This window comes from Mesorhizobium sp. GbtcB19 (assembly GCF_019091085.1).
Taxonomy (GTDB): domain Bacteria; phylum Pseudomonadota; class Alphaproteobacteria; order Rhizobiales; family Rhizobiaceae; genus Mesorhizobium.
In genome coordinates, this window is sequence record NZ_JAGXJY010000001.1 from 267,383 (window position 1) to 290,016 (window position 22,634).

At 66.3% G+C, this 22,634-nt stretch carries 20 protein-coding genes; 13 read left to right on the forward strand and 7 right to left on the reverse strand.

Translation table 11 applies throughout. The features are described from left to right. Positions 1–4: 4 nt before the first annotated feature. From KVT37_RS01255 to KVT37_RS01290, 8 genes are read left to right on the forward strand one after another with little or no spacing between them, the layout of a single operon-like run. Positions 5–1,246 carry an FAD-dependent oxidoreductase gene (locus KVT37_RS01255; protein WP_217568854.1) on the forward strand — a complete coding sequence of 414 codons (1,242 nt, stop codon included), beginning with the start codon at positions 5–7 and terminating at the stop codon, positions 1,244–1,246. 3 nt (positions 1,247–1,249) lie between these two features. Next, entirely contained in the window at positions 1,250–1,516 is a 267-nt protein-coding gene (locus KVT37_RS01260) for a sarcosine oxidase subunit delta (protein WP_217568856.1), read from the forward strand. Next, the gene (locus KVT37_RS01265) at positions 1,513–4,368 is read left to right on the forward strand and encodes a 2Fe-2S iron-sulfur cluster-binding protein (protein ID WP_217568858.1); all 2,856 of its coding nucleotides are present in this window, start codon (positions 1,513–1,515) and stop codon (positions 4,366–4,368) included. The genes KVT37_RS01260 and KVT37_RS01265 overlap by 4 nt, the downstream gene beginning before the upstream one ends. Continuing rightward, on the forward strand, positions 4,369–4,950 hold the full coding sequence (locus KVT37_RS01270) for a hypothetical protein (protein ID WP_217568860.1): 582 nt from the start codon (positions 4,369–4,371) through the stop codon (positions 4,948–4,950). Positions 4,951–4,959: 9 nt separating this feature from the next. Then, positions 4,960–5,868, forward strand: coding sequence for a dihydrodipicolinate synthase family protein (locus KVT37_RS01275; RefSeq protein ID WP_217568862.1), 909 nt, complete (start codon positions 4,960–4,962; stop codon positions 5,866–5,868). A gap of 7 nt (positions 5,869–5,875) precedes the next feature. Further along, positions 5,876–6,844: a D-2-hydroxyacid dehydrogenase gene (locus KVT37_RS01280; RefSeq protein WP_217568864.1), complete on the forward strand. Its 969-nt coding sequence runs from the start codon at positions 5,876–5,878 to the stop codon at positions 6,842–6,844. A gap of 21 nt (positions 6,845–6,865) precedes the next feature. After that, positions 6,866–8,407, forward strand: coding sequence for a trimethylamine methyltransferase family protein (locus KVT37_RS01285; protein ID WP_217568866.1), 1,542 nt, complete (start codon positions 6,866–6,868; stop codon positions 8,405–8,407). 12 nt (positions 8,408–8,419) lie between these two features. Beyond that, on the forward strand, positions 8,420–9,910 hold the full coding sequence (locus KVT37_RS01290; RefSeq protein WP_217568868.1) for an amidohydrolase family protein: 1,491 nt from the start codon (positions 8,420–8,422) through the stop codon (positions 9,908–9,910). On the opposite strand, the gene KVT37_RS01295 is transcribed toward KVT37_RS01290, so the two are convergent. The 7 genes from KVT37_RS01295 to KVT37_RS01325 are packed head-to-tail and all read right to left on the reverse strand — an operon-like array spanning position 9,895 to position 17,028. Continuing rightward, on the reverse strand, positions 9,895–10,560 hold the full coding sequence (locus KVT37_RS01295) for a cysteine hydrolase family protein (RefSeq protein WP_217568869.1): 666 nt from the start codon (positions 10,558–10,560) through the stop codon (positions 9,895–9,897). The genes KVT37_RS01290 and KVT37_RS01295 overlap by 16 nt on opposite strands. After that, complete coding sequence (locus KVT37_RS01300; protein ID WP_217568870.1) at positions 10,557–11,834, reverse strand: Zn-dependent hydrolase; 1,278 nt, start codon at positions 11,832–11,834, stop codon at positions 10,557–10,559. The genes KVT37_RS01295 and KVT37_RS01300 overlap by 4 nt, the downstream gene beginning before the upstream one ends. Then, on the reverse strand, positions 11,831–12,991 hold the full coding sequence (locus KVT37_RS01305) for an FAD-binding oxidoreductase (protein ID WP_217568871.1): 1,161 nt from the start codon (positions 12,989–12,991) through the stop codon (positions 11,831–11,833). The genes KVT37_RS01300 and KVT37_RS01305 overlap by 4 nt, the downstream gene beginning before the upstream one ends. Then, the gene (locus KVT37_RS01310; RefSeq protein ID WP_217568872.1) at positions 12,988–14,295 is read right to left on the reverse strand and encodes a Coenzyme F420 hydrogenase/dehydrogenase, beta subunit C-terminal domain; all 1,308 of its coding nucleotides are present in this window, start codon (positions 14,293–14,295) and stop codon (positions 12,988–12,990) included. Before KVT37_RS01310 ends, KVT37_RS01305 begins: the two co-directional genes overlap by 4 nt. Before the next feature lie 13 nt (positions 14,296–14,308). Further along, positions 14,309–15,223 carry a nitrilase-related carbon-nitrogen hydrolase gene (locus KVT37_RS01315; protein ID WP_217568873.1) on the reverse strand — a complete coding sequence of 305 codons (915 nt, stop codon included), beginning with the start codon at positions 15,221–15,223 and terminating at the stop codon, positions 14,309–14,311. Continuing rightward, positions 15,208–16,638: a dihydropyrimidinase gene (gene hydA, locus KVT37_RS01320; protein WP_217568874.1), complete on the reverse strand. Its 1,431-nt coding sequence runs from the start codon at positions 16,636–16,638 to the stop codon at positions 15,208–15,210. The genes KVT37_RS01315 and hydA overlap by 16 nt, the downstream gene beginning before the upstream one ends. A gap of 39 nt (positions 16,639–16,677) precedes the next feature. Further along, positions 16,678–17,028, reverse strand: coding sequence for a RidA family protein (locus KVT37_RS01325; protein ID WP_041007422.1), 351 nt, complete (start codon positions 17,026–17,028; stop codon positions 16,678–16,680). Between the two features lie 234 nt (positions 17,029–17,262). On the opposite strand from KVT37_RS01325, the gene KVT37_RS01330 reads away from it, so the two are divergent. Genes KVT37_RS01330 through KVT37_RS01350 form a run of 5 tightly spaced genes read left to right on the forward strand, consistent with a single transcriptional unit; the run spans position 17,263 to position 22,633 of the window. Then, a complete protein-coding gene (locus KVT37_RS01330; protein ID WP_217568876.1) occupies positions 17,263–18,516 on the forward strand; it encodes an MFS transporter in 1,254 nt (417 codons plus the stop codon). Beyond that, complete coding sequence (locus tag KVT37_RS01335; RefSeq protein ID WP_254633739.1) at positions 18,516–19,274, forward strand: SDR family NAD(P)-dependent oxidoreductase; 759 nt, start codon at positions 18,516–18,518, stop codon at positions 19,272–19,274. The genes KVT37_RS01330 and KVT37_RS01335 overlap by 1 nt, the downstream gene beginning before the upstream one ends. Positions 19,275–19,304: 30 nt before the next feature. Next, on the forward strand, positions 19,305–20,327 hold the full coding sequence (locus KVT37_RS01340) for an NAD(P)-dependent oxidoreductase (RefSeq protein ID WP_217568878.1): 1,023 nt from the start codon (positions 19,305–19,307) through the stop codon (positions 20,325–20,327). A gap of 27 nt (positions 20,328–20,354) precedes the next feature. Beyond that, a complete protein-coding gene (locus KVT37_RS01345; RefSeq protein ID WP_217568880.1) occupies positions 20,355–21,287 on the forward strand; it encodes a polysaccharide deacetylase family protein in 933 nt (310 codons plus the stop codon). A gap of 11 nt (positions 21,288–21,298) precedes the next feature. Continuing rightward, a complete protein-coding gene (locus tag KVT37_RS01350) occupies positions 21,299–22,633 on the forward strand; it encodes a dihydroorotase family protein (RefSeq protein ID WP_217568882.1) in 1,335 nt (444 codons plus the stop codon). Position 22,634: the final 1 nt, after the last annotated feature.

Consider the following 22,634-nt stretch of genomic DNA (forward strand, 5'->3'; position numbering starts at 1 on the left):
CGCAATGCCCCTCAGGCTTCTGAAATACGGTCTCAGCAGGGACTATCCGGTCAGCGGCGACATCCCGGCCACACCCGCGCTGAAGCCTGCCTACGACGTCGTCATCATCGGCGGCGGCGGACATGGACTGTCCTGCGCGCATCATCTGGCAAAGTATCACGGCATAAAGAGCGTCGCGGTGCTGGAGAAAGGCTACCTCGCCGGCGGCAACACCGCGCGCAACACCACCACCATCCGTTCCAACTACATCACGCCGGAAGGCATCGCCTTCTACAAGGAAGGCGTCGAGCTGTTCGAGCGCCTGTCGCAAGAACTCGACTTCAACGTGATGTTCTCGCAGCGCGGCCAGCTCACGCTCGCGCACACCGAAGCGACGATGCGCAGCTTCCACATGCGCGCCGAAATGGGCAAGCACATGGGCACGCGCACCGAGGTCGTCGACCAGAAGGGCGTCGAAGAGCTCTGCCCGCTCATCAACATGGACTATGGTGGCGCGCTCGAAATCCTCGGCGGGCTCTGGCATGCCGACGGCGGAACGGCGCGCCACGATGCGGTCGCCTGGGGCTATGCCGCGCAGGCGTCGCGGCGCGGCGTCGAGATCCACCAGCGCACCGAGGTGCAGGGCTTCGAGGTCGTCGGCGACCGCGTTCAGGCCGTCAAGACGAACAGGGGCCGCGTCGCCTGCGGCCAGGTGCTGATCGCCACCGGCGGCATGAACTACGACGTCGCGCTGATGGCCGGCGTTGAGCTTCCCATCCGCTGCTATCCGCTGCAGGCGATGGTGACCCAACCCCTGAAGCCTTGGCTGCACACACTGGTTTCCTCGGTGTCGCTGCACACCTATCTCGTCCAGTCCTCGCGTGGCGAGGTCGTCATCGGCGGCGGCTCCGATCCCTACCAGCTCTATTCGACGCGCTCGACGCTCGACATGAAGGTGCACCTCGCGGAAGGCGCCGTCCATCTGTTCCCCTTCCTGCAGGGCGTGCGGCTGCTGAGGCAATGGGCCGGCATCACCGACATGACGCCGGACTACAGTCCGATCATGGGCGCCAGCCCGCTCGCCAACCTCTGGCTCGACTGCGGCTGGGGCACCTGGGGCTTCAAGGCGACGCCCGTCGCGGGAAAGCGCATGGCGCAGACGATAGCCGATGGCCGCGTGCCCGATATCCTCAAACCATTCGCATTGGAGCGCTTCGAAACCTTCAGGCTGCTCAATGAAATGGGCGCGACCGCCGCGAGCCACTGACAGATGAAACTGCTGACCTGCCCCATGAACGGCCCGCGCAACATCGACGAGTTCCAGTCCTTCGGACCGGTGCGCGCGAGGCCCGATCCGAACGCAACCGCTGACCCGGAATGGTCGCGGCATCTGTTCCGCGCCGAGAACCGCCAGGGCGTCGTCGTCGAGTGGTGGCGGCACGTGCCGAGCAACTATTTCTTCCTGGCCGAGCGCGATCTGGTCAGCAACGAGATCATCCGCACCTTCGACGCGTCCGAACCGCGGGGCCGCGCATGAACCGGCTGCCCGCCCCTTTCGGAAGCCGCATCGATCGCAGCCGCCCCATCCGCTTCAGCTTCGAAGGCAAGCCCTTCGAAGGCTATGCAGGCGACAGCATGGCCAGCGCGCTCGCCGCGTCCGGCCAATGGGTGCTGTCGCGCTCGTTCAAATATCACCGTCCGCGCGGCATCCTGTCGATGACCGGGGCCGACGCCAACGCGCTGGTGCAGTTGCCGTCCGACCCGAACGTTGCCGCCGAGCGCACGCCGATCAGCGAAGGGTTGCGGGTCAGCGCGCAGAACGTCAACGGCTCGCTCGAGCATGATCGTGACGCCGTCATGGACAGGTTCGGCCGCTTCCTGCCGGTCGGTTTCTACTACCGTACCTTCATGGGCCCGCGCCGCGACAGCTGGCTGAAATTCTGGGAGCCTATAATCCGCCGCAAGGCAGGCCTGGGCCTCGTCGACACCAAGGCGCCGCACCGCCATTTCGACAAGACCCATCTGCATTGCGACGTGCTCGTGGTCGGCGCCGGCCCGGCGGGACTGAGCGCCGCGATCGCCGCCGCCGAGGCCGGCGCAGATGTGGTGCTGTGCGACGAGAATCCCGAGATCGGCGGCGCGCTGACTTATGGCCGCTACGATCCGGCCATCCTCTCCGGCCTGTCGTCAAAGCTTGAGGCGCTTCCCAATCTCAAGGTGCTGACCGGCACCGTCTGCAATGGCTGGTACGAGGACAATTGGCTGCCGCTGATCCAGGGCGACCGGCTTCATCGCACGCGTGCCCGGGAAGTGATCCTGGCGACCGGCGCCATCGAGCAACCGGCCGTCTTCCGCAACAACGATCTGCCGGGGATCATGCTCGGCGGCGCCGCGCAGCGCCTGATCCGCCACTATGGCGTGCGGCCCGGCCAAAGTGCGGTGGTGCTCGCCGCCAATGACGACGGTTATCGGACGGCCCTCGACCTGCTCGATGCGGGCCTATCGGTCGTCGAGCTTGTCGATCCGAGGCCTGCCGGTGTAGCCGGCTCGCTGGAAGCCGAACTCCGCGGCAAGGGCGTCGCCATCCGCAACGGCGCGACCGTCGAGGCGGCGGAAGGCACGGCCGGAAATCGTCACCTCGCCCGCGTCCGCGTCGGTGGAAGCTGGACCGCCTGCGATCTGCTCGCCGTTTCGATCGGCAGCGCGCCGGCATGGCAATTGCCATGTCAGGCCGGCGGCAAGGTCGGTTACGATGCCGGCATGCAAACGATGACGATCACGCTGCCGCAAGGTTCCGTCCATCTCGCCGGCGCCGTTGCCGGAGCGGACGATCTGGAAGATGCGATCGCCAGCGGCCGGCGCGCGGCTGCAAACGCGCTTTCACGGCTCGGCCACGCAGTGGCGGTAGAATCTCCGGTCACACCGAAAACCATTCGGCCACGCTATGTGCAGCCCATCGTCGCCGACCCCAAGGGGCGCGACTTCGTCGACTTCGACGAGGACCTGCAGGTCAAGGATCTGCAGAACGCGACCAAGGAGGGCTATCGCGAGATCGAGCTGGTCAAGCGCTTCACCACCGTCGGCATGGGTCCGAGCCAGGGGCGCCATTCGGCCCTGGCCACGGCCCGGATCGTCGCCGAGGCGACCGGCCGAACCGTCGGCGAAATCGGCATCACCACGGCGCGTCCTCCCGTCGGGCCGGAAACGCTCGGCGTGCTCGCCGGCCACCACGAAGTGCTGGAGCGCCGCACCGCGCTGCACGCGCGGCATGTCGCGCTGAATGCCGCGATGAAGCCGGTCGGCGCCTGGTGGCGGCCCTATTACTACGGCGACGCCAGCAGCGCCGGGGAAGCCGTCCGCGAGGAAATCCTCGCCGTGCGCGAAGGCGTCGGCCTGCTCGACGTCTCGACCCTCGGCAAACTGGAGATCCGCGGGCCGGACGCCGGTGAATTTCTCGACCGCCTCTACACGATGGCGCATGCCAACCAGCCTGTCGGTCGCGTCCGCTATTGCCTGATGCTCAACGAGATGGGTTCGGTGGTCGACGATGGCGTCGCCTACCGGATGGCGCAGGATCAGTTCTATGTGACGGCAACCACCGGCGCCGTCGCGCGCGTCTATGCCGACATGCTATTCTGGAACGCCGAGTGGCGCCTGAAGGTCGACGTGCTCAACCTGACCGGCGCGTTCTCAGGCCTCAACGTCACCGGACCCAAGGCGCGTCAAGTGCTTGGGGCGCTGGAGAGCGACATCGATTTCAGCCGCGATGCCTTCCCCTATCTCAGCGGCCGCGACGGCATGGTCGCCGGCGTGCCGGTGCGGGTGATGCGCATCGGCTTCACGGGCGAGCTCAGCTACGAACTGCATTGTCCCTCGAGCCTCGCGCCCAGCCTCTGGGATGCGGTGATGGCGGCGGGCCGACCGCATGGCTTGCGTCCCTACGGCCTGGAAGCGTCCCGCATATTGCGCCTGGAGAAAGGTCATATCCTGATCGGCCAGGACACGGACGCGATCACCACGCCCGACGAACTGGGCTTCGGCTGGGCGGTCTCGAAGAAGAAGCCGTTCTTCGTCGGCAAGCGCTCCATCGAGATGCGCGCAAGGCTCGGGCAGACCCGCAAGCTGGTCGGGTTGAACTTCCCCGCCGGCACCCGAAACATCCCGGGCGAAAGCTGCCTGGTTCTGCGCGGCGGCGCCCCTGTCGGCCAGACCACCTCGGTCGGATATTCGCCGTCGCTCGGGCGCCATATCGCGCTCGCCTATGTCCATGTCGACGACCAGGCGGAAGGCAGCCGCGTGACGGTGAAATGCCGCAACGGCGAACTCATCGAAGCACCAGTCGTCGCCCACGCCTTCTTCGACCCGACCAACGCGCGGCAGGAGATCTAGATGGCCGCCGGCACGGCAACCCGCATCTATCCCTTCATGCCCGGCGGCGCGGCCGACGGCATCAAGCTGGTTTCCGGCGCGGTCGTGCTGAGCGATCTTACCGCCAGCCCGCGTTTTGGCCTGAAGGGCTGCGGCAGCGCCGCCTGGCTTGCCGCGCAAGGCATTCCCCTCCCGGCCGTCAATCGCATCGGCAAGCATCACGGCATGCAGGTCCTGCGCCTCGGCAACGAGGACATCCTGCTTCTCGCCGAGGGCGTGGGCGAGACGCTCGCCGAAGTCAAAACCGCTTGGCACGCCGCGACGGCGCCGAAAGGCTATTCGTCATGGCGCGAGGAAGGCTGGGCATGGCTGCGCCTTTCCGGCCCTCGCCTCGCCGAGGCGATGAACGGGCTTTGCGCGCTGGACCTGAGACCCGAAAAGTTCGGCCCGGACGACATCGCCCAGACGCGCGTCGGCCATATCGAGGCCGTGACGTTCCGTTCGCCGGCGGGTTTCGACATACTCTTCGACATCACCGCTTCCGCCTACTTCGCCCGCAGCGTGGCGGCGGTAGCCACGCATATCGACCAGCACAATGCCTAGAGGATTTTCATGACCCGCCCGCAAGGAACCATCGCCCCCATCCTGACGCCGTTCGAAGACGACGGCCGCATTGCGCGCGATCTCTGGATTTCCCATGCCAAATGGGTCCTCGGCCAGGGCGCGCATTTCCTCTCGCCCTTCGGCACGACGGGCGAAGCGCTCTCGTTGTCCTTGCGAGAGCGCATGCAGGCGCTGGAGTGGCTGGTCGAGGCCGGTATCGCGCCGGACCGGCTGATGCCCGGCACCGGCGTCACCGCGCTGCCCGAAACGGTGGAATTGTCAGCCCACGCGGTCGGCCTCGGCTGCGCTGCGGTCATGGTGCTGCCCTCCTTCTTCTACACCGGTGCCGGCGACAACGGTCAGGCGCGCTATTACAGCGAGTTGATCGAGAAGGTGGCAAAGCCTTCGATGCGCGTGATCCTCTACCACATCCCACAGAATTCGGGCGTGCCGGTCAGCCCGACGCTTACGGCCAGGCTGAGCAAGGCCTTCCCGGACACGGTCGTCGCCTATAAGGACAGCGCCGGCGACTGGAACAACACCGCCGCCGTCATCGCCGCCGCGCCCGATATTTCGGTCTTCCCGAGCTCCGAGGCACAGCTCACCAAGGGTCTCGCCAGCGGCGCCGCCGGCTGCATTTCGGCGACCGTCAATCTGAACGCCGCCGCCATCCGCCGGCTCTATGACGCGGCCCGCAGGGACGAGGACGTCACCGAGGCGGATGCCGCTGTCAAAGCGTTCAGGAAAGTGATCCAGGATGCAGGGCTGATTCCGGCGATGAAGGCGGTGCTTGCGGTCAAGTCCGGCGACCGGCGCTGGCTGAACCTGCGCGCGCCGCATGAGAATGCGACGCTGGAAAGCGGCCAGGCGCTGCTTGCCGCGCTCGGCAGCGCCGCCGACCATATTGGCCGCAATTGAGATCGCGATGTCGGCGCGCCCAACCATCATCCTGCACACCGACAAGCCGGCCGGCGCGCTCGCCGTGCTCGCCGAGACGCATCCCGATCTCGACGTCCACACCTGCGACACCTATGCCGGCCTTCCCGCGCTGATCGAGCGGACCGGCGCCGAGGTGGTCTATTCGATCCGCTTCGACGGCACGCCGCGCTATCCGCGCCAGGCCCTTGTCGAGGGCCCGACGGTGAAATGGGTGTCGATCGGCGGCTCCGGCACCGACCATCTCGGGCATTGGGATCCGACGCGGGTGACGGTGACCAATTCGGCCGGCGTCGCCGCCGGCATGCTGGCCGAATATGCGCTCGGCGCCATGCTCTCCTTCTCGCTTGACCAGCGCGGCTTCGAACGCCGGCAGCAGGCAAGGCAGTGGGGCGGCGGCCGTGTCGAGCCGATCGAAGGCAAGACCGTCCTCATTATCGGCCTCGGCAAGACCGGCGAGGCCGTGGCGCGACGCGCGCAGGCGATGGGCCTGCACACGCTGGGCGTCCGCGCGCGGCCGAAGCCGACGCCCTGCCTCGACGAGGTTCATGGCGTCGACGCCCTGCTGCCACTGATTGCCCGCGCCGATTTCATCGTCTGCTGCGTGCCTTTGCTGCCGACCACGCGGGGGCTGCTCGGCGAGGCCGCTTTTGCCGCGATGAAGCCCTCCGCCGTCCTCATCGACATTTCGCGCGGCGGCGTCGTTGAAGAAGCGGCCCTGCTCACCGCCCTTGACGGTAAGCGGATCAAAGGGGCGGCGCTCGACGTCTTCGCGACGGAGCCGCTGCCTGCGGAGCATCCGCTCTGGCGCTACGACAATGTCGCCGTCACGCCGCATTGCGCGGCGGTCTATGACGGCTGGGACATCAAGTCGGTGCGCATGTTCGCCGACAATCTGGCGCGCTACCGCAAAGGCGAGCCGCTGGAAAACGTGGTCAATCCGGAACGCGGCTATTGAAGGCCGGAAGGGAATAATCCGATGTCGCAGGACAGGCGCGGCGGTGGCCGCAGATCGAAACTCGGACGCAGCGGCGGCGGCATCTCGCAATTGCCGTGGCAGAGCGTGAAAAACCCCTACCCGCCGATGCGGCTCCTCGATGAAGAGCGCATGGAACAGCTGCACAAGACCTCGATGCGCATCCTGTCCGAGCTCGGCATCCGCGTCATGAGTGAAAAGGTGATGGACTTGTTCGCCGCGGCCGGCGCCATCGTCGACCGCGAGGAGCGGACCATCCGCATCGACGAGAGCATCGTCACCGAGGCTCTGCGCAACGTTCCCTCGTCCTTCACGCTGACCAGCCGCAATCCGGAAAAGCAGGTCCATTTCGGCGGCAACTCGTTGGTTTTCGGCCTGGTCGCCGGTCCGCCCAATGTACATGACCGCATCAACGGCCGCCGCCAGGGCAATCTCCCCGACTACCAGAACTTCATCCGGCTGGCGCACCACTTCAACGCCATCCACATCATCGGCAACCAGGTGGTGGCGCCGATGGAACTGCCGGCCAATGCGCGTCATCTCGACACCTACCATGCCAATCTGACGTTGAGCGACCTCTCCTTCCATTGCACGGCGATCGGCCGAGCCAGGGCCATGGACGGCATCAACATGATGGCGATCGCGCGCGGCATCTCCGTCGAGGAGATGCGCGCCTCGCCGGGCGTGACGACGATCATCTCGATCAACTCGCCGCGCCTGTTCGACGACGCGATGGCCGAAGGCCTGATCGCCATGGCCGAGCATGGCCAGCCGGTGACCGTCACGCCGTTCACGCTGATGGGGGCGATGACGCCGGTGACGCTGGCCGCGGCGCTTTGCCAGCAAAACGCCGAGGCGCTGTTCGGCATCGTGCTGACGCAGCTCGTCAATCCCGGCACGCCGGTGATGTATGGCGCCTTCACCTCCAATGTCGACATGAAGTCGGGCGCGCCGGCTTTCGGCACGCCGGAGAACGCCAAGGCCAACATCATCGCCGGGCAGTTGGCGCGGCGCTACAATCTGCCCTACCGCACCTCCAATGCGAATGCCTCCAACGTCGTCGACCTGCAGGCCGCCTACGAGACCGAGATGGCCACCTGGGGCGCGGTGCTCGGCGGCGCCAATTTGATCTATCACGCCGCCGGTTGGCTGGAGGGCGGGCTGACGGCGTCTTACGAGAAGCTCGTGCTGGACGTCGAGATCCTGCAGAACATGATGGAATTCCTGCGGCCGCTGCCGTTCCAGGAAGACGACCTCGGCTTCGAGGCCATCAAGTCGGTGCCGGCCGGCGGCCATTTCTTCGGCGCCGAGCACACCATGTCGCGCTACACCACCGCCTTCTACCAGCCGATGCTCTCCAACTGGCAGAACCACGGCGCCTGGGAGGAGGCCGGCGGCAAGGATGCGCTGGAGCGCGCGACCGACCTTTGGCAGCTGGCTCTGCACGACTACGAGGAACCGGTGATGGATCCCGCGATCCGCGAGGAGCTAGACGCCTATGTCGCGCGTCGCCGCGAGGAGATCGCCGCCAATCCGGAAACTTAGGAATTCCGCCTTATGCCTTATGATCTCGTCATCCGCCGCGCGACGCTGATCGCCGGCGACGGCTCGAAACCCTTCGAGGCCGACATTGCGGTCAACGGCGACAGGATCGCCGCGATCGGTCGGCTGGACGACGCGCAGGGCATCGAGCAGATCGACGCCAAGGGCAAGGTCGTCGCACCGGGCTTCATCGACGTGCACACCCATGACGACGGCGCGCTGCTGGCCCCACTCGGCATGGACCCGAAGATCAGCCAGGGCGTGACGACGGTGATCGCCGGCAATTGTGGCGTCAGCCTGGCGCCGCTGCTTCTCAACGGCACACCGCCGCCGCCCTTCACGCTGGTCGGCGGCCGCGAGAATTTCCGCTTCGACCGTTTTGCCGACTATGTCGCGGAGCTGAAGCGCCGCGGCATCGCCACCAACGCCGCCCTGCTCGTCGGCCACACCACCTTGCGCCAGCGCTGCATGCCAGTGACCGATCGTCCGGCCAATGAAGCGGAAACGGTGGCCATGCAGGACGCGGTGGCAGAGGCCATGGCCGAGGGTGCGTTCGGCCTCAGCACCGGGCTTGACTATCCACCGGCGATCGACTCATCGACCGACGAGGTCAAGGCGCTGGCTGCGACCGCTGCGCATCTCGGCGGCCCCTACGTCACCCACACCCGCAATTATTTCGAAACCATGGACGAGGCGATCGAGGAGGCTATCGACATTGCCGATCACGCCGGTGGCAAGCTGTTCATCTCGCACCACCAGTGCACCGGCCGCGCCAATTTCGGCAAGAGCCGGCCCTCGCTGGAAAGGATCGACCGGGCGCGCGAGACGATGGACATCGGCATGGACGTCTATCCCTATGCCGCGAGCTCGACGGTGCTGCGGCTGCAGCGCTGCGACACAGGGTTGAAGATCCTCGTCACCTGGTCCGATCCGCATCCGGAAATGGCCAGGCGCGAGATCGCCGACATTGCCCGCGAATGGAACTGCACGGAGCGCGAGGCCGGCCAGCGCCTGCTGCCGGCCGGCGCGGTCTACTTCCAGCTCGACGAGGACGACGTGCGCAACATCATCGCGCATCCGCGCACCATGATCGGCTCGGACGGCCTGCCGCACGACATCCATCCACATCCGCGGCTCTGGGGCACGTTTCCACGCGTGCTCGGGCACTACGCGCGTGACATCGGGTTGCTCACCTTGGAAGAGGCTGTGTTCCGCATGACCGGGCTGCCCGCGAAGGAATTCGGCATTGCGCAACGCGGCCTGCTGGCCGAAGGCAACTTCGCCGACCTCGTCATCTTCGATCCGGAGACCATCATCGACACCGCGACCTTCGAGGAGCCGCGCCGGCCCGCTGCCGGCATCGAACATGTCTTCGTCAACGGCGTGCCCGTCTGGCGCGGCGGCAGGGCGACCGGTGCGCTACCCGGCGCGGTTCTGAAACCGTCAGCTTCAAAGACGCTCGTCAGAGGCGCGTGCGGCTGCGCCGAAGATCATAGCGCCTCATAGATCCGGTCGACGCTCTCCAGAGTGTAGGCGAACTCCACCGGCCGCGTGCAGCGCCAGCCATCGAAAGGCTGGCCGGCGAGCGCCTTTAGCGCCTCGGGCAGACGCAATATGCCGCCGCCATAGAGCCGGTTCGCCATGTCGAGCATGCCGGTGCGGTGCATGGCCTCGGTCATGCTGCCGCAGGCTTCCTTGACCAGCCAGACGCGAAAGCCCTGGTAAACCGCGTCGAACACGCTTGCGGTCACGCAGCTGTCGGTCAGCACGCCGGCCACGACGAGATTTTCGATGCCGAGCGCGGCGAGCCGCTGCGACAGGTCGGTGCGGCGAAAGGCGCTCGGCCAGTGCTTGTGGATGACGATGTCGCCCGGCAGCGCCGCCACCTCGGCGCAGATTTGAGCTCCCTCGCTGCCGGCAACGGCGGAGCGGAATTCCTCGGTCAGGATCTCTTCCTGCCGCGCATAGCCGTCACGTTCCTCCGGCTTCACCCAGGCCTGCGCATGGATGACAGGCACACCCGCCTTGCGGGCTGCTTCGATCAGTGTTGCGGCGTTGGCGAGCACCGCGTCATAGCCGATGACCGGCCATGCGGCGCCGGGACGGTATTCGTTCTGCAGGTCGGTGACCAGCAAGGCGGTCTTGGCAAGGTTCATGGCTGATCCGTGTCGAAGTCGGTGACGAAGCGTAGAAGCAGCCGGATCGCCTGGTCGAGGTCGGCGATCTCCATCGCTTCATGCGGATTGTGGCTGCCATTCTCGTTGCGCACGAACAGCATGGCGGTTGGAATGCCGGCGCCGGCAAACGTGGCTGCGTCGTGGCCTGCCCCGCTCGGCACATGCGGCGCCCGCATCTGCAATTCGGTGGCGGCGCGATCGAGCTTCGCGATCAGTGCCGGCGACATGGTCGCCGGTTCCCAAGTGAAGCGCGGACCGGTCTCGAAGGTCACACCGCGCTTGCCGCCGACCTCGGCGAGAATGGCTCGCAGCCGCGCTTCGATCCGCTCCAAAACGACTGCCTCGGCGCTGCGCACGTCAAGCGTGAAACCGAGCTCTCCCAACACCCGGCTGCCGCCGTGCTGCGTCGGATCGGACTGCACGCGGCCGAAGGTGATGGTGGCCTCGAGCCCCTCGCGTTCGAGGGCATCCCATTCCGCCTCCAAACCCGCGACCAGATCGGCAAAGCCGAGCACGGCGTCATGCCGGGCAAAGCGCGGCTCCGCGCCCGAATGGGCGTAAGCGCCGAGGCACTTCGCGTCGACATAGCGGAACCCGCCGGCAATCCCGGTGACGATACCGACCGGCGCTTCGGCGGCGACCAGGCGCGGTCCCTGCTCGATATGGGCTTCGACGAAGACCGCGATCTTGTCTGTATCAATCCCCGGCACGCCCCGCCGCACCGCGTCGGGGTCGAAGCCTTCCTCGCGCATGTGGTCGGCAAGCGTGCGGCCGCTGTCGGAGCGTTTTGCTTCGAGTGCCTGAGGATCGAGCAAACCAAGTGCCGCCTGGCTGCCCGGGTAGGACAGCGGAAACCAGACCGCCTCCTCGGCGCGCGTCGCCAGCACGATGAGATCGCGCGGCAATTGGATGTTTTGTTCGAGCAGTTCGGCCATCACCGCCAGCCCAGCCACGACACCGGCAGCCCCATCAAAATTGCCGCCATGCGCCACGCTGTCGAGATGCGAGCCGATGACGATCGCGGGCAGGTCGGGGCTACGGCCTTTCAGCGTCAGGTACAGGTTGCCGGCGGCATCGATGCGCGCAGCGGCTCCAAGCTTCTCCCCTTCTGCGCGCACGAGATCATGGGCGAAGCGCTCGCCGGGTCCGTAAGCGACGCGCGTGATCCCTGGCGCATCGGTCGTGGCTTCGGCGAGTCTCTCCAGCAGGCGTCCGGCCAACCTGTCACCGGCCGTCAACACGGCATCGCTCATGACGCAACCTGCCGGGCGGCAGTCTCTGCGCCGCGCAGCCGATGCGGCGTAAGTTCTGCAAGCGATACGCCTTGCCTTGCGACATCGTCCGGCATGCCGCCACCGGCGATCAGGCTGGCGCAGACGCGCGATAGCGCCGGCGACGTCTTGATGCCGTAGCCGCCCTGCCCGACCAGCCAGACGAAATCCGGAAATTCGTCATCTGGCCCGACCACCGGCGACCCGTCGGAAACGAAGGTCCGCAAGCCCGCCCAGGAACGCGACACGCGCTGCACCTCAATCGTGGTCGCTCGTTCGAGACGCTCGGCGCCGATCGCGACGTCGATGTCTTCCGCAAAGGCGTCCATCGGTTCCGACGGCGTCGCATCGGCCGGCGAGACGAACAACTGCCCGGCATCCGGCTTGAAATAGAATTCAGCGCCGACATCGTTGACCAGCGGCCAATCGGAAATGTCGACACCCTCAGGTGCGGGAATGTTGAAGGCGGTACGGCGCTTAGGCTCTAGGCCGACCGGACGCACGCCCGCCATCAGCGCAATCTCGTCGCCCCAGGCGCCGGCCGCATTGACGATCAGCGGCGCAAGGAATGTCCCCGCTTCCGTCTCGACCCGCCATTGGCCGCCATGCCTGCCGATACCTCTCACCCCGGCCTTGGTGACGACGCGCGCGCCATGCGCACGCGCGCCGCGCAAGAAACCCTGATGCAGGCCGTTGACGTCGATGTCCATCGAATGCGGTTCGATGTAAGCGCCGGCGAGATAATCCTCGCGCAGCACCGGCACGCGTGCAATCGCTTCGGCCGGTGTCATCGCGACGATCGAGGGGACAAGCGCCTGCGCGGCTTCCAGATCCTCGCGCAGCAAGTCAAGCTGATCGGCGCGCGCTACCGTGATCATGCCGCGTTTGCTGAGCAGCGGATAATCGCAAAATCCCGCCGGCGGCTCGGTGAGGAAGGCTCGGCTTGCCAGCACGATGCGGCGGATGACGCCGTTGCCGTAATTCTCGGTGAAACTCGCCGCCGAACGTCCCGTGGTGTGGTAGCCGCAATGGCTCTCGCGCTCGAGCAGAATGACCTTCCTGTCGCGCGAAATCTCGAAGGCAGCGCCGGCGCCGGCCATGCCGCCGCCGATGATGATCACGTCGGTCTGCTCGCTCATGGATCCCCCAAAACTGTTCCGCGCGGCACGGCAGGCGGCTCGCCCAGGCGGCCGCGCCGGGCGCGATCGCGGGCGCCGCGGCCTTCGGCAAGATTCTCGGCCAGCGAATTCTGCGAGGCGCAATCCCGCAAGGCGAGGTCGCTGATCAAGGGCACCGGCCTGCCTGCGATTGCCATGCCCTTCAGCCGCGCCCAGACGGCACGGCGCTTGCGCACCTGATGCGACTGCAAGTCGCCGATCTCGGCGATCCCGCTCTGCCGCTTGATCTCCAGCACGCCAGCCTCGACTGCCGCATCGAACAACTCCAGCCCGCGCTTGGTGCGCACGATGATACCGTTGAGCGGCTCGTCCTCGACCGCCGGTCCACCATTCAGCCAGGCGTCCGAAACCGCGATATCCGCGACCTGCCCGATCGCGTCGGGGCAGATCTTGCAGCGCGGCTGGATCATCCACTTGTCCTCATCTTCCCAGAGCTGCCGGTAGCTGATCTCGAAGGCGCGGCCATCGCGAGTTTCGATGCGGTTGAGGCCGGGATTGCCGTGACCCCGGTAGCGGAACAGAGATAACTCCTCCTCGCGGAGCCCAAAACGTTGCAGCACCTGTTCCGACTTGGTCAGGTCCGAGGCGCCGCCGCAGACGAAGGCGAGCGCATAGCGCATGTGCTCGTCGACGCGCGGATCGAGCCGCGCCAGGTTGCGCACCGCGGTGATATCGCAAGGCTTGGCGATCAGCGCGAACGGCTCACCACGGTCGAGGATGTCGTTGAAGTCGACCAGGGCTCCCGCTGGACCATAGCGCGAGCCGGCGCCTTCGAGCACGGAAGCCGCGTCGAAGCTCAGCTTGCGTTCCGTGCGCATCGGCATGGAACGCGACGCCGCGACATGCAGCACGAATTTTACCCGTCCCGAGTTGAGCAGGAATTGCCCGAGCGCCGTCAGCGTCCCGCCGCCCGAGCCGACAAACCGCGCCGTAGGGTCGGCCGCGCGGCCGAGCACCAGCCTTTCGACAGGTCCCCAGACAGTGTCCGTCAACACGGCCTCATCCAACTGTGGCGGACCGGCGATGCGCGTTCCTGGGCAGACGGCATTGATCTTCGCCAGTGTCGCCTTGTCCAAAGCCCGCCTCGCCACCGGCCGCTCGCGCCCTTCCGGCGTCATCACCATCTCGACGTCGCCGGGGCCGGCGATCGATCGGCAGAGGCCGCAACCGATGCAAAGCCCGTTTTCGACGATCTCGCTCAGCGTCAGCGGATCGGGCGAGAGCGGCATTGTGGCTTGGCTGTGGCTGGTTTCGATCACGCCCATCGCGATGTCGATCTCAGACCGGTTCAGAGATGCGTCGGTACTGATCCGGCCGCCGGTAGAGCGCGAAGTTGAAATTCACCTTGCGACACATCTCGATCAGGTCGAGATCGGCGCGGTGCACGATCACCTCGTCGTCGAGCGACATCGCCTGCGCCGCGATCTCGCCGGTCGGCGCGATGATGCAGGAGCCGCCGATCAGCGCCTGGCCGTCTTCCTGCCCGGCCTTGGCGGCGGCGCCGATCCAGAGCGTGTTCTGGTAGGCGCCGGCCTGCATCGGCAAATGGTTGTGAAACATTCTCAGATGCGCCAGCGCCGGCGCCTCGTCGAGCAGCAGCGGCGTGTTGTAGCCGAGCAGCGCCACCTCGGCGCCGTTGAGGCAAAGCATGCGGTAGGTTTCCGGCCAGCGGCGGTCGTTGCAGATGGCAAGGCCGACGCGCACGCCGCGATAATCGAAGACCGGAAAGCCGAGATTGCCAGGTTCGAAGTAACGGCGTTCGAGATGCGTTGTCGTGCCTGCCTCCGGCTCGCTCGAACCCGGCACATGCATCTTGCGGTAACGGCCAATGAAGACGCCGTCAGGCCCGACCAGATCCATCGTGTTGAAGTGGCGCGTGCGCCCCTCTTCCCGCGCGAGCTCGCAGTAGCCCAGCGCGAAGCCGACCTTCAGCCGCGCGGCGGCATCGTAGAGCCGCTGCGTCTCCAGCCCCGGCATCGAGGCCTCGAAGAAGGCGTCGATCTCGGCCTGGTCGTCGATGCGCCAGCGCGGGAAGAAGGTGGTGAGCGCCATCTCCGGAAAGACCGCGATCTCGGCGCCGGCGGAAGCGGCCTTCTCAAGCAGATGCACTAGGCGCCCGACCGTCTCGGCGCGCGAGGCGCTGCGCTGGATCGGTCCGGTCTGGCAGACGGCGATGGTCAGGCATCGAGCCATGGTGTCCAATCCTCGACTGGTTTTCTAAGATGCGTGGGATCGGCGGCGGCGCGCGCCACAAAGCGCCCGAACCCCGGTTCGGCCTGCAGCTTGCCGTCGACAACCACCGGCACGCCGCGCACCAGCACCGTGGTCGGCTTGCCGGTGACACTTCTGCCTTCGTAAGGCGTGAAATCGACGCGCGAATGCAGCGCCTTGTGCCCGAGCGTCCAGCGCGCCGTCGGGTCCCACAGGGCAATATCTGCGTCGAGGCCAACGGCGATACGGCCCTTGCGGTCGGCAAAGCCGTAGATCGACGCGGCGTTGCGCGAGGTGAGATCGAGATAGCGCTCGAGCGTCAGGCGGCCGGTGAGCAGCCCTTCCGAGAACAGCAGCGGCAGACGCGTCTCAATGCCGGGAATGCCGCTCAGCGTCGTGGTGAAGCCTGGCGTTTCGGACCGGCCGATCTTGTCGGCGAAATAGTATGGCGAATGGTCCGACGACCAGAGGTCGATGCCGCCGTCAATCAGTTCTTGCCACAGATGCTCATGGCTGCGCGGCGAGCGCGGCGGCGGCGAGAAGACGAAGCGCGCCGCGTCTTTGCCTGGACGATCGAGGTCGACGGCCCCGACGAACAGATATTGCGGGCAGGTTTCGGCTATCGCGTCGACGCCGCGCGCCTTCGCCCGCGCCACCTCCTCGGCCGACTGCCAGGACGAGACATGCACGATGGTCATGCGCGCGCCGGTCATCTCGGCGAAGGCCAGCGCGCGATGCGTCGCCTCGCGCTCCATCGTCTCGCTGTGGGCCACCAGATGATAGCGCATGTCGGTACGGCCGAGATCGATCAGCCGCTGGCGCGTGCGCCGGATCGCGGCGTCGTTCTCGGCATGGACCATGACGATCCAGCCAAGGCGGCTCGCCGTATCGAGAACCTTGAAGAACAAATCGTCGTCGACGGCAAAACCCTGATAGGTCATGAACAACTTGACCGAGGCGATGCCGCGCCCGGCAAGCGCGTCGAGCTGACCCTCGACGTCCGCGCCGGTGCCCATGGTCACCACGGCATGCAGTCCGTAGTCGATCACAGCACGTCCCGCGGCGCGCTCCAGCGCGCGGTCGATGGCGCCGATGGTCGTCATGTCCTGTCCAGGCATGCCGAACGGCACGATGCAGGTGGTGCCGCCAAAGGCGGCCGAGATCGTGCCGGAATAGAAATCGTCGGCATTGCCCGCCCCGCCCCAAACCGGCTGGTCGAGATGGCAATGCGCATCGATGCCGCCGGGCATCACCCAGCGGCCATTGGCATCGATAGCCTTCTCGCCGGAGAGGCTCTTGCCGATGGCGGCGATGCGGCCGTCATCGATGCCGATGTCGCACTCGGCCCAGCCGTCGTCGAGCGCTACGCGCCCGCCCTTGATCACCAGCTCATGCATTGGCCAGCTCTTCTGTTCAAATCTGCCCCGCCGGCCGGCTCAGCCGACAGCCGCCGTCACCATGATCTCGACGCGATACTGGTCGCCGGCGAGCCGCGCTTCCACCGTGGCGCGCACCGGCATGGCGCTCCTGTCGATCCAAGCGTCCCAGGCCGTGTTCATCATCTCGAAATCGGCGATGTCCCGCAGCCAAATCTGCGCGCTGAGCAGCTTCGACTTGTCGCTGCCGGCCTTGGCCAGAAGCGCGTCGATCTTGGCAAGGATCTGCTTGGTCTGGCTGGTGGTGTCGCCGGAAAGGTCATCCGCTGTCAGGCCGGCGACATAGACGGTGCCGTTGTAGCGGAGCACCCGGCAGAAACGCTGTCCGTTTTCGAGGCGTTCGATGGTCATGCTGTTCCCTTCCGCTGGTTCCCGGGTTTGGTTTTTGCCTATGGTAAGGAGGGTGCAAAACCGCTGTAAAGCCCGCCACGCGCCGAGATGCCGCTTTCCTTTGCCGGCATGGCCAAAAAAATTATGGCCATAGCCGCGTCAATCTTCGTTTGTGGCAACCACGGCAGAGTGTAGCTTCTGCTCGGGCTGCCGTCGGTCAACGGTCACGCCAGGGGAGCCACTGCAGCCGCATCCATGAGGTCGATCGCTCAATCCGCGGCGCGGCTCTGGCAAAATGCCGAGCGGTCCCGCGCCATGCTGCCGATCATGGTCGGCGTTTGCCTCGCCTGCATCGGCAGCGCCATGCTGACCACCGCCGTGTCGCTGCATCTCGGCAAGCCCGGCATCTCACCGCAAGTCGTGCAGATCGTGCTGACCGCCTATCCCGTCGGCTTTCTCATCGGATGCCTGGTCACCCGCCCGGCAGTCGCCCAATACGGCCACGAGCGGACCTTCGTGGTGATCCTGGTGCTGGCGCTGTTGGCGGCTTGTGGCTTCGTCTTCACCGACTTCCTGCCGAGCTGGATCTGCTTCCGCCTGCTCGGCGGCATGGCGATGGCATCGCTCTTCGTCGTCTGCGAAAGCTGGATCAACCTCTATGCCGAGCAGCACAATCGCGGCGCGCTGTTCTCGCTCTACATGCTGACCACGGCGATCGCGGTGCTGCTCGGACAGCTCCTCGTCGGACTGGTCGGCCCACAGTCTCCGCATCTGTTCCCGGTTGCGGCCGCGACCGTGCTGCTGGCGCTGATCTCCAAATTCATCGGCGGCCGCTGGCCGGCGTTGCCTGCCGTGTCTGTCGATCCTGACCATGCGAGTTCTGCTAGACCGGTCAAGCGGCTAGGCCCGCTGGCACTGTTCCGGCTGGCGCCCGTCACGGTCGTCGCGATCTTCCAGGGCGGCATCACCAACATGAACATCTTCGTGCTGACGCCGATCTACGGCACGCAGATCGGCCTGTCGGCGGGCACGACGGTCGGGCTGGTCACGACCATCAGCATCGCCGGCATGCTCGCCCAGACGCCGGTCGGCTGGCTGTCGGACCGGTTTGAGCGGCGCATCATATTGCTGGTCCAGGGCATCCTGTCCGTCACGCTGTGCGCCACGATTGCCTGGCTCGGCAATTTCTCGGTGCCGCTGCTTTTCGTGCTGTTCTTCCTCTACGGTTGCACCGCGCTGACCGTCTATCCGGTGGCGATGGCGTTCGGCGCCTCGCAACTGCACAGCCGGCACATGGTCGGCGCTTCCGGCACGCTGCTCCTCCTTTATTCGATCGGCAACGTCGCGACGCCCGGCATTTCCGCAGGTCTGATGCAGCATATGGGCGCGCCGGCGATGTTTCTGCTGCTCGGCGGCGGCGCCGGGCTGGTGACCTTGGCCGCCTGCTACAATCTTCTGCGCCGTCCCGTCACAATGGCGACCCTGCAGCCGATCGAGGAGCAGGTCTGATGACGGATATGAAACGCCTTGAAGGCAAAGTCATCCTGATCGCCGGCGCGGCCAGCGGCATCGGCGCGGCGATTGCCGGCCGCTGTATCGCTGAAGGCGCAAAGGTTGTCTGCGCCGACTACGATCTTGAGCCAGCGACGAAACTTGCCGCAGCGCTCGGGCCTTCCGCGGCCGTTTGCCAGTGCGACGTGACGAAGATTGACTCCGCCAGATCGGCCGTCGACTTCGCCGAGAAGAAATTCGGCCGGCTCGACGGACTGGTGCACAATGCGGCCGCGCCTTCGACCAGCGCCACCGTTGTCAATCTCGATGAGAGCGCCTGGCGGCACGAGATCGATGTCGGCCTGACCGGCGCCTTCCTGATGAGCAAGTTCGCCGTGCCGCTGATGGCTGCCGGCGGCGGCGGCTCTGTCGTCTTCATCGGCTCGCAATTCGGGCGCGTCGCCACCACAAGGGCCGTCGCCTATTGCGCCGCCAAGGCCGGGCTGATCCACCTCGCCAAGGCAATGGCCGTCGATCACGCGCCCGACAATATCCGCGTCAACAGCCTCTCGCCGGGCGCCGTGGCGACGACGCGGCTTTTGCGCCGATTTGCCGATTTCGAGGCCGCCAATGCCGGCCTTGGGCCGGCGCATCTGCTCGGCCGCATCGCCGAGCCTGAAGAGATCGCCGCGGCGGCGGCCTTCCTGCTTTCCTCCGACGCATCCTTCGTCACCGGATCCGACATGCTCGTGGACGGCGGCTATGCGACGCGCTGAACCCGAAACCGCTTTTTCAAAGGAGTTCCCATGACGCTGCTCGTCACCGGCGGCACCGGCTTCGTCATGAGCGTGGTCGCGCGCGCATGGCTCGACCGCGACCCTCTGGCCCGCGCCGTGATCCTCGATCGCTCCGGCCTCGACGCGGCGGCCGAAAAGCATTTCGCGCCGGTGCGCGATAGGCTCACGGTGATTTCCGCCGACATCCTCAACCCGCAGGACTGGTCCGCGACGCTCGACAAGCACGGCATCACGGCGATCGTGCATGGCGCGACGATCACGCCGATCTCGCGCGGCAGCGCCTCGGAGGCGAAACGCCAGCCGGAGGCCGAGGACCCCGCCCGGATCGTCGACGTCAATCTCATGGGCACCGTGCGGATGCTGGACTGGGCGCGCACAAATCCGGACCTGAAGCGCTTCGTCTATGTCAGCTCCGGTTCCGTCTACCGCCACAACGGGCCCGACTGGGCGAGCGAGCCGCTGCCGGAAGACGGCTATGTCGCGCCGCTGACGCTCTACGGCATCTCGAAATTCGCCTCCGAGATGGTCACCAACCGCTATGCCGACTTGTTCGGCCTGTCGGCGGTCTCGGTGCGGCTTGCCTCCGTCTACGGCCCGATGGACCGCGCCACCGAGAGCCGCAATTTTCGCCATGTTCCCAACCGCGTCGCGCATATGGCTTTGGCCGGCGAGACGATCAAGCCGAACAGCCTCGAACCCGTCGGCGATTACCTGACCTCGACCGACGTTGCCGCCGCGATCCTGGCGCTGATCGATGCGCCGCGCCTCAATTACCGCCACTACAACATCGGCTCCGGCTCCAGCCAGACCATCGGCGAGATCATCGGCTGGGCAAGGGAACGCGTGCCCGGGCTGAAGGCCGAGGTGACGGTCGGCGATGACGCCAACATCGTCCAGGATGTGCGGCTGAAAGGCGGCATGTGGGGCGCCTATGACATCGCCCGCATCCTGCGCGACACGGAATGGCGGCCGCGCCCCGGCAAGGAAGCCTTCCACGCCTATATGGACTGGATTGCCGCCAACGAAAGCTGAGCCAAACTGAGCCGAAGGAGGACGACGATGCCGACCGATCCGCAGCAAGCGCAGCAGCCGCGCGACTTCGTCGGCTACGGACCGCATCCGCCCTTCGTCACCTGGCCGGGCGGCATCAAGCTCGCCATCAACCTCGTGCTCAACTACGAGGAAGGCTCCGAATACTCATGGCTGGAGGACGGCCGCAACGACAATTGGGGCGAGTACAATCTGTCCGGCAGCATGCCGGTGCGCGACCTCGGCACCGAGACGCATTACGAATATGGCAGCCGCGCCGGCGTCTGGCGCCTGGCCAGGCTGTTCGACCGCTACGACATTCCGGTCACCTTTTCCGCCTGCGCCGTGGCGCTCGAACGCAATCCGCCTTTGGTCGAGTGGATGAAGGCGCGCAGGCATGACCTGATGGGCCATGGCCTGCGCTGGATCGACTACACGACGATGGAGCGAGTTGAGGAAGAGCGCCATCTGCATGAGGCGATCGCGCTTTACGAGAAGCTGCTGGGCAAGCGCCCGTTGGGCTGGAACTGCCGCTCGCTGCCAAGCGTCAACACCCGCGATCTCCTGGTGAAGGAAGGCGGCTTCCTTTACCACTCCGATCCCTGCAATGACGACCTGCCCTATTTCCTCGACCACCAGGGCACTGAGATCCTGGTCGTGCCTTACTCCAAGGCACTCAACGACAGCCGCTATCTCGTCGCCCCCGGCTACGGCAATCCGCGCGACTTCGCCGAGGACTGCCGCTCGGCCATCGACTATATGCTCTCCGAAGCCGACGAGACCGGCGGCCGCATGCTGACCATCGGCATCCACGCGCGCTGGACGGGCCAGCCCAACCGCGCCTCGGGCCTGCGCGAGGTCATAGAGCATGTCCAGCAAAGCGACGGCGCCGCCTTCATGCGCCGCGAGGATATCGCGCGCTTCTGGCTCGCGAACCACGCGCGTTTCGAACAGCGCGGCTGAGGGATAGCTACGTGTTCGAAACGCTGATCTGCGGCGCAACGGTGGTCAACGCAGAGGGGACTACGCGTGCCGATGTCGGCATCACGGCAGGCAGGATCGCCGCACTCATGCCTCCCGGCGAAACGACGGAAGCCGGCAAAATCGTCGATGCCTCGGGTTGCTTCCTGCTGCCAGGCCTTGTCGACGCGCATGCGCATCTGCGCGATCCAGGACTGACCCACAAAGAAGACTTCTCCTCCGGCACCCATGCGGCGGCACTCGGCGGCGTGACGACCGTGCTCGACATGCCGACTGACGAGCCGTGGACGGCCACCTCTGAGCTGCTCGCCGACAAGATGGCGATGGCCGAAGGCCGCATCCATGTCGATGTCGGCCTGCAGACCGTGGTCAGCCGCGACCTGTCGCTTGTCCCTCGCCTGCTCGACCGCGCGCCGGTCTCGTTCGAGTTGTTCACCGCCGACGTGCCGGACGCCTTTCTGTTCGCAACGCTCGACGCCGTCGCCGAGGCGCTGAAGGCGTTCGCGGGCGCCGAGACGCTGATCGGCATCTCGTCCGGCGACCAGTCGATCCTGGCCGGCAGCGCGATGCGCGACCGTTCCGGCAGCATCGCCGCCTTCCTGGACAGCCGGCCGCCGCTTGCGGAGGCCAACGGTGTCGCCCGCGCGCTCGTCGCCGCTGCTTCGGCTGAGGCAAAAATCCACGTCCGCCAGATCAACTCAGAGCTTGGCGTCGAGACCTGGAGCCGGCTGCGCGGCATGGCTGACGCCAGCGTCGAGACCACGCCGCAGAACCTGTTCTTCACCGCCGCCGACTATGAGACGCAAGGCGCCAATCTGAAGGCCTCGCCGCCGTTGCGATCGCCACACGACGTCGACGCGTTGCGCGCCGCGCTAAGCGCCGGCCTGATCGACATCGTCGCCACCGACCACGCCCCACACGCGCCGGCCGAAAAGGCTGCGCGCTATGCTGCTTTCGCCGACATTACGGGCGGCATGCCGGGATTGCAGACGCTGCTTCAGACCATGCTCAAGCTGACCGACGAAGGGCTCATCGCCCTGCCCGACCTCGTGCGCATGTGCTCAACCAATCCGGCCGAGCGCTTCGGCCTTAGCCGACGCAAGGGGAGGATCGCCGTCGGCTATGATGCCGATCTGCTCATCGTCGACCCGCGCCAATCCAGCACCATCGCCAATGCCGATCAGGTGTCGCGGGCGGGCTACACGCCCTTCGACGGCTGGACCGTGAAAGCGCGCCTGACCAGCGTCTTCCTGCGCGGCCATGAGATCGTGCGCGAAGGCAGGCTGGTCGGTCCGACGCTTGGAAAGATCGTCACCCGGGAGCGCTGAA